Source organism: Mesorhizobium sp. M7A.F.Ca.US.005.03.2.1 (assembly GCF_003997795.1).
In the GTDB taxonomy this organism is placed as follows: Bacteria; Pseudomonadota; Alphaproteobacteria; order Rhizobiales; family Rhizobiaceae; genus Mesorhizobium; species Mesorhizobium ciceri.
The window spans coordinates 1-6888 of sequence record NZ_RZRP01000289.1; the positions used below are offsets into that span (position 1 = coordinate 1).

Consider the following 6888-nt stretch of genomic DNA (forward strand, 5'->3'; position numbering starts at 1 on the left):
CACCCGGACAGGGCGCGGCTTTCATCTTCCGGGAGACCAAATGAACAAGCCCGTCGCGCCCAATTCAGCGGTAATTGTCGGCAATGTCGTCTTCGACAACAAGGCGGCTCTGTCGCTGATCGCCGGCCCGTGCCAGTTCGAGTCGCGTCAGCACGCTTTCGACATGGCCGGCGCGCTGAAGGAACTGACCGGCAGGCTCGGAATAGGCCTCGTCTACAAGACCAGCTACGACAAGGCCAACCGCACCTCGCTGTCGGCGACGCGCGGCGCCGGCATGGACGCGGCACTTCCCGTCTTCGACGAACTGCGCAAGGAATTTTCGCTCCCGGTGCTGACCGATGTCCACACCGAGGAGCAGTGCGCCATCGTGGCGCCGCATGTCGATGTCCTGCAGATTCCGGCTTTCCTGTCGCGCCAGACCGACATGCTGGTCGCCGCGGCGAAAACCGGCAAGGTCATCAACGTGAAGAAGGGACAGTTCCTTGCCCCCTGGGACATGAAGAACGTCGTCGCCAAGATCACCGGATCCGGCAATGCCAATGTGCTGACCACCGAGCGCGGTGCTTCTTTCGGCTACAACACGCTGGTCTCCGACATGCGCGCTTTGCCTGTCATGGCAGAGATCGGCGCGCCGGTGATCTTCGATGCGACCCATTCGGTGCAGCAGCCGGGCGGGCAGGGCGGTTCCTCGGGCGGTGAACGTCGTTTTGTCGAGACGCTGGCGCGCGCGGCCGTCGCTGTCGGCGTTGCCGGCGTCTTCATCGAGACCCATCAGGATCCTGACAACTCGACCTCTTCCGACGGCCCCAACATGCTGCCGTTGAAGGACATGCCCGCTTTACTCGAGCGGCTGATGGCATTCGACCGCATCGCCAAGGGTCTCTAGGCCGGAGATATCCTCTGTCGACCGCCGATGCTTGTGGACGGCGCAAGCCGCCTGTACGCTCGACCGGCAAATGAGCGTTTTGGCAGGAGGAAGCCATGTCTGTCGCCCGCGTCACCGAAATCACATCGTCGTCGAAGAAGAGCTTTCAGGACGCCATCGAACAGGGAATTGCGCGCGCATCCAAAACGCTGAAGAACGTCGAGGGCGCCTGGATCCAGGACCAGAAGATCGTCGTCCAGGACGGCAAGATCGTTGCTTATCGCGTCAACATGAAGGTTACCTTCATCCTCGCGGAGTGATCGGTCGACGCCGAAAAAGTCGGGAACCTTCGCCCGCGCCCCTCATTGTCCAATTATGGTTCGAAACCACAATGAGGAGCACAATCATGGCAACCCAGACTGGCCACACCCAAGCCATCGCCGCTTCGCGGGTCATCGGCACATCGGTCTACAACACCGAAGGCACAAGCATCGGCAGTATAGAGGATGTGATGCTCGACAAGATGGCGAACGGCATCATGTTCGCGGTCATCGGTTTTGGCGGCTTCCTTGGCATCGGCGAGAAATATCACGCCATTCCGTGGGCAAGCCTCGACTATGATGAGGACAAGGGCGGTTATGTCGTACCGTTTTCCAAGGAACAACTCATGGCGGCACCGGCCTATTCGATCAACGAACTGACCGGTGCCGATGGCGAGGCGGCGCGCGACGAATCCTACAATTATTACAAGGTCACGCCTTACTGGCATTAACAACAACGACAAAGCGGCCCCGTCGGGAGAGACGGGGCCGCTTTGGATTCCGGCTTATTCGCTGACGTGTAAGGGGGCCATCGCCTTCGGCGGCGACTGCTGATTGTCGCATGACGTCAGGAATGCCGCCGCGATCAGAAACAGACTCACGATACCGCTCAACTGAGACATGGCGAAACTCCTCCTGTTTCGCCCCGCGCGCTGCACCTTAACCGGAAGTCAGCCGACCGTACATGACTTATGATGACGGCGATTTGCGCTTCGTGAATCGTTCGGAGGCCGATGCCGCGGCAATAATTGCCAGCGGGCCGATTGCCTTTTGCAGCACTTTGGCTAAGACGTGCGGCATTCTTCAGATCAATCGAGGACATCGCAAATGACCGCCATCGTCGACATTGTCGGGCGTGAAATCCTGGACAGCCGTGGAAATCCGACCGTCGAGGTCGATGTCATTCTCGAAGACGGCTCGATGGGCCGCGCGGCGGTGCCGTCGGGTGCTTCGACCGGTGCCCACGAGGCCGTCGAACTGCGCGACGGCGGCGCCCGCTATCTCGGCAAAGGCGTGCTCAAAGCCGTCGAGGCGGTGAACGGCGAGCTGTTCGAGGCCATCGGCGGCATGGAAGCCGAAAACCAGATTCATATCGACCAGACCATGATCGAGCTCGACGGCACGCCCAACAAGAGCCGGCTTGGCGCCAACGCCATTCTCGGCGTTTCGCTGGCGGTGGCCAAGGCGGCCGCTGATGCCGCCGGCCTACCGCTCTACCGTTATGTCGGAGGCACCAAGGCGCATCTCCTGCCGGTACCGATGATGAACATCATCAATGGCGGCGCGCATGCCGACAACCCGATCGATTTCCAGGAATTCATGATCCTGCCGATCGGCGCGCCGACGCTGCGCGAAGGTGTCCGCTGGGGTTCGGAAATCTTCCATACGCTGCGCAAGAAACTGAAGGATGCCGGCCACAACACCAATGTCGGCGACGAGGGCGGCTTTGCCCCGAACCTGAAAAGCGCTCCGGTGGCGCTCGATTTCATCATGGAATCGATCGAGCAGGCCGGCTTCAGGCCGGGCGACGAGATCGCGCTCGGCCTCGATTGCGCCGCGACCGAGTTCTTCAAGGACGGCAACTACGTCTATGAAGGCGAGAAAAAGACGCGCGATCCCAAGGCCCAGGCCAAATACCTGGCCAAGCTTGCCACCGACTATCCGATCATCTCGATCGAGGACGGTCTTGCCGAGGACGATTGGGAAGGCTGGAAGTACCTGACCGACCTGATCGGCAAGAAGACGCAGCTGGTTGGCGACGATTTGTTCGTCACCAACACGGCGCGGCTGCGCGACGGCATCCGCATGGGGGTTGCCAACTCGATCCTGGTCAAGGTCAACCAGATCGGCTCGCTTACGGAAACGCTCGACGCCGTCGAGACCGCGCACAAGGCCGGCTACACCGCCGTGATGTCGCACCGCTCGGGCGAAACCGAGGATTCGACCATTGCCGATCTCGCCGTCGCACCAATTGCGGACAAATCAAGACCGGCTCGCTGTCGCGCTCGGACCGCATGGCCAAGTACAATCAGCTGATCCGCATCGAGGAAGAGCTCGGCAAGCAGGCAAGCTACGCCGGCAAGTCGGTGGTCAAGGGCTGATCCGGAAACACCGGCTCATCGATACCGGACAAAAGGGCGGGAGCATTCCCGCCCTTTTTCGTTTCGGCGCCGCCAAACAGGTCACCCGTAACCGTCCGTTAAGCACAATCGGGCGAGAAAGATCGTGAGCCGCCTGAGTTCGCGGGCTAGAGCCGGATGATCTCAGGTCTGTTCGACCTGAAATCTGAATCCGACTCTAAATCAAAGAGATAGAGCATGATGTCGTCCGAAAACCGCTTCACACTTTTCGGCATCATGCTCTAGAGGAATCGGGCGATGTGGACGCGTCAGCACAAGCAGAGAAACACCGGCCGGCTGATCATTCCCTCGCTTTGCGTGGCGTTCCTGGCCTATTTCGGCTTTCATGCCTATCACGGCGAATTCGGTATCTACTCGAAATATCAGCTGGAAGCCCAGACGGTTGCGCTGCAGGGCCAGCTCGATGCGATCAAGGCGCGCCGCATGGAGCTCGAGCGCCGCGTTCGGCTGATGCATGAAGGCACGCTCGAGAAGGACATGCTCGATGAGCAGGCGCGCAAGGCGCTCAATCTGTCCCAAGCTGACGAAATCACCATTATGTTGCCGACCTCGGCAAAATAACTGATTTCAAGTTAATCACCAATATTTTCAATGATTTTAATCACTTAGGCGCATGCCAGCTATGCAAATTCGGCATGGCGCAACGCTTTGACGCGTGTTAGCCTCCCTAAAATCGGTGGGGAGGAGCTGATCTCCCCAGAGCAGATTTCATCCTGCTCTAATGTCCACGAAGAGACGCCAACAGGGAGTGATGCATGGCCACCGCCGCCAGAAAAGCGCCTGCCAAATCCAAATCCGACGGCAAATCGGGGCTTTCGGCCTCTAAACCTGTCGAATTCACCAAGGACGAAGAGCTTGCCGCTTACCGGCACATGCTGCTCATCCGTCGTTTCGAGGAAAAGGCCGGCCAGCTCTACGGCATGGGTTTCATCGGCGGCTTCTGCCACCTCTATATCGGCCAGGAAGCGGTCGTCACCGGCATGAAGATGGCGCTGATCGACGGCGATCAGATGATCACCGCCTATCGCGACCACGGCCGCATGCTGGCGATGGAGCTGTCGCCGCGCGGCGTCATGGCCGAGCTGACCGGGCGTCGCGGCGGCCTGTCACGGGGCAAGGGTGGCTCCATGCACATGTTCTCCAAGGAAAAGCACTTTTATGGCGGCCACGGCATCGTCGGCGCCCAGGTGTCGCTCGGCACAGGCTTGGCCTTCGCCAACCGCTACCGCGACAACAACAATGTCTCGCTGACCTATTTCGGCGACGGTGCGGCCAACCAGGGCCAGGTCTATGAAAGCTTCAACATGGCCTCGCTGTGGAAGCTGCCGGTGATCTACATCATCGAGAACAACCGGTATGCCATGGGCACCTCGGTGTCGCGCTCTTCGGCGGAAACCAATTTTTCGCACCGTGGCGCTTCGTTCAAGATTCCCGGCATCCAGGTCGACGGCATGGACGTGCGCGCTGTCAAGGCCGCCGGCGACCAGGCGACCGAATGGTGCCGCGCCGGCAACGGGCCGATCATTCTCGAAATGCAGACCTATCGCTATCGCGGTCACTCGATGTCCGATCCGGCGAAATACCGCTCGAAGGAAGAAGTGCAGAAGATGCGCTCCGACCATGACCCGATCGAACAGGTCAAGGCGCGGCTCATCGAGAAGAAGTGGGCAACCGAGGACGAGCTTAAGACCATCGACAAGGAGGTCCGCGACATCGTCGCTGACGCCGCCGAATTTGCCCAGAACGATGCAGAGCCGGATCCGTCCGAGCTCTGGACCGATATCGTATTGTAACGGGAGGGCAAGGACATGCCGATCGAAATTCTCATGCCCGCTCTCTCGCCGACCATGGAAGAGGGCAATCTTTCCAAGTGGTTGAAGAATGAGGGCGACAAGGTCGTCGCCGGCGACGTCATCGCCGAGATCGAAACCGACAAGGCGACGATGGAAGTCGAGGCCGTCGACGAAGGCACGCTTGGCAAGATCCTGATCGCCGCCGGCACCGAAGGCGTCAAGGTCAACACACCGATTGCCGTTTTGCTGCAGGACGGCGAAAGTGCCGGCGATATCGGCAAGTCCTCGGCTCCCGCCAAGGCGGAAGCACCGGCAAAGGCAGAGGCTCCAGCCGCGGCGGAGGACAAGGCGGAGGCCGCAAAACCGGCTGCCGCGCCGGTGGCTGCTGCACCGAAGACGGAAATCGCCGCCGATCCGGACATTCCGGCCGGCACGGAGATGGTCTCGACCACGGTGCGCGAAGCGCTGCGCGATGCGATGGCCGAGGAAATGCGCCGCGACGGCGATGTCTTCGTCATGGGCGAGGAGGTCGCCGAATACCAGGGCGCCTACAAGATCACGCAAGGGCTGCTGCAGGAATTCGGGCCGCGGCGCGTCGTCGACACGCCGATCACCGAGCATGGCTTTGCCGGCGTCGGCGTCGGCGCGGCGATGGCCGGCCTGAAGCCGATCGTCGAGTTCATGACCTTCAACTTCGCCATGCAGGCGATCGACCAGATCATCAACTCCGCCGCCAAGACGCTCTACATGTCTGGCGGCCAGATGGGTGCGCCGATCGTTTTCCGTGGACCGAACGGCGCCGCCGCACGCGTCGCCGCACAGCACTCGCAGTGCTACGCCGCCTGGTATAGCCACATTCCGGGCCTGAAAGTGGTGATGCCCTACACCGCCGCCGACGCCAAGGGCTTGTTGAAGGCGGCGATCCGCGATCCCAATCCGATCATCTTCCTCGAGAATGAGATCCTCTATGGCCAGTCCTTCGACGTGCCGAAGCTGGATGATTTCGTGCTGCCGATCGGCAAGGCGCGCATCCACAAGACCGGCAAGGACGTCACCATCGTCTCTTTCGGCATCGGCATGACCTATGCGGTCAAGGCGGAAGCCGAGCTGCGCGGCTTGGGCATCGATGCCGAGATCATCGACTTGCGCACGATCCGGCCGCTCGATCTCGACACCATCATCGCCTCGGTCAAGAAGACCAACCGGCTGATCGTTGTCGAAGAGGGATATCCGCAGAACTCGGTCGGCGACCATATCGCCAACCAGGTGTCGCAGCGCGCCTTCGATTTCCTCGACGCGCCGGTCATCACCATCGCCGGCAAGGATGTGCCGATGCCCTATGCCGCCAACCTGGAGAAACTGGCTTTGCCGAACGTCGGCGAAGTCATCGAGGCGGTCAAAGCCGTCACATATCGCTGAACCGGGCGGGAGGACAAAATGCCAATCAACATCACCATGCCGGCCCTGTCGCCCACGATGGAAGAGGGCAATCTGTCTAAGTGGCTCGTCAAGGAAGGCGACAAGGTTTCGCCGGGCGATGTCATTGCCGAGATCGAGACCGACAAGGCGACGATGGAAGTCGAGGCTGTCGATGAGGGCACGGTCGCAAAGCTCGTCGTTCCCGCCGGCACCGAAGGCGTCAAGGTCAACGCTCTGATCGCCGTGCTCGCTGCCGAAGGTGAGGATGCAGGCGCTGCCGCGAAAAGCGGGGGCGATGCTGCTCCAGCGAAAGCCGAGGCCAAGCAGGACAAGGCGCCAATCTCCCCACC

Annotated in this window: 7 protein-coding genes and 1 pseudogene; all 8 read left to right on the forward strand. The window is 60.7% G+C overall.

Annotated elements, in window-relative coordinates; all coding sequences use genetic code 11:
* Nucleotides 1-40: 40 nt before the first annotated feature.
* Nucleotides 41-886: a 3-deoxy-8-phosphooctulonate synthase gene (gene kdsA, locus EN991_RS17300; protein WP_013531475.1), complete on the forward strand. Its 846-nt coding sequence runs from the start codon at nt 41-43 to the stop codon at nt 884-886.
* A gap of 95 nt (nt 887-981) precedes the next feature.
* Nucleotides 982-1185: a dodecin family protein gene (locus EN991_RS17305; protein WP_013531476.1), complete on the forward strand. Its 204-nt coding sequence runs from the start codon at nt 982-984 to the stop codon at nt 1183-1185.
* A gap of 86 nt (nt 1186-1271) precedes the next feature.
* Nucleotides 1272-1637 (forward strand): PRC-barrel domain-containing protein, encoded by a 366-nt coding sequence (locus tag EN991_RS17310; protein ID WP_127369200.1) that lies wholly within the window; start codon nt 1272-1274, stop codon nt 1635-1637.
* Between the two features lie 376 nt (nt 1638-2013).
* A pseudogene (gene eno / locus EN991_RS17320) lies at nt 2014-3287 on the forward strand (phosphopyruvate hydratase).
* A gap of 276 nt (nt 3288-3563) precedes the next feature.
* Nucleotides 3564-3887, forward strand: coding sequence for a septum formation initiator family protein (locus EN991_RS17325; RefSeq protein WP_027038975.1), 324 nt, complete (start codon nt 3564-3566; stop codon nt 3885-3887).
* A 194-nt stretch (nt 3888-4081) separates the two neighbouring features.
* Nucleotides 4082-5119 (forward strand): pyruvate dehydrogenase (acetyl-transferring) E1 component subunit alpha, encoded by a 1038-nt coding sequence (gene pdhA / locus EN991_RS17330; RefSeq protein WP_127369201.1) that lies wholly within the window; start codon nt 4082-4084, stop codon nt 5117-5119.
* 15 nt (nt 5120-5134) lie between these two features.
* Entirely contained in the window at nt 5135-6538 is a 1404-nt protein-coding gene (locus tag EN991_RS17335; protein ID WP_013531482.1) for a pyruvate dehydrogenase complex E1 component subunit beta, read from the forward strand.
* Nucleotides 6539-6556: 18 nt separating this feature from the next.
* Nucleotides 6557-6888: biotin/lipoyl-containing protein (locus EN991_RS17340; protein WP_127369202.1), on the forward strand; the 332-nt coding region annotated here is incomplete at its 3' end.

What these genes read in the sequence shown, in the direction of transcription:
- EN991_RS17305 (WP_013531476.1), top strand. Translation starts at nt 982, where the DNA reads ATGTCTGTCGCCCGCGTCACCGAAATCACATCGTCGTCGAAGAAGAGC.
- EN991_RS17325 (WP_027038975.1), top strand. Translation starts at nt 3,564, where the DNA reads ATGTGGACGCGTCAGCACAAGCAGAGAAACACCGGCCGGCTGATCATT.
- kdsA (WP_013531475.1), top strand. Translation starts at nt 41, where the DNA reads ATGAACAAGCCCGTCGCGCCCAATTCAGCGGTAATTGTCGGCAATGTC.
- EN991_RS17335 (WP_013531482.1), top strand. Translation starts at nt 5,135, where the DNA reads ATGCCGATCGAAATTCTCATGCCCGCTCTCTCGCCGACCATGGAAGAG.
- pdhA (WP_127369201.1), top strand. Translation starts at nt 4,082, where the DNA reads ATGGCCACCGCCGCCAGAAAAGCGCCTGCCAAATCCAAATCCGACGGC.
- EN991_RS17310 (WP_127369200.1), top strand. Translation starts at nt 1,272, where the DNA reads ATGGCAACCCAGACTGGCCACACCCAAGCCATCGCCGCTTCGCGGGTC.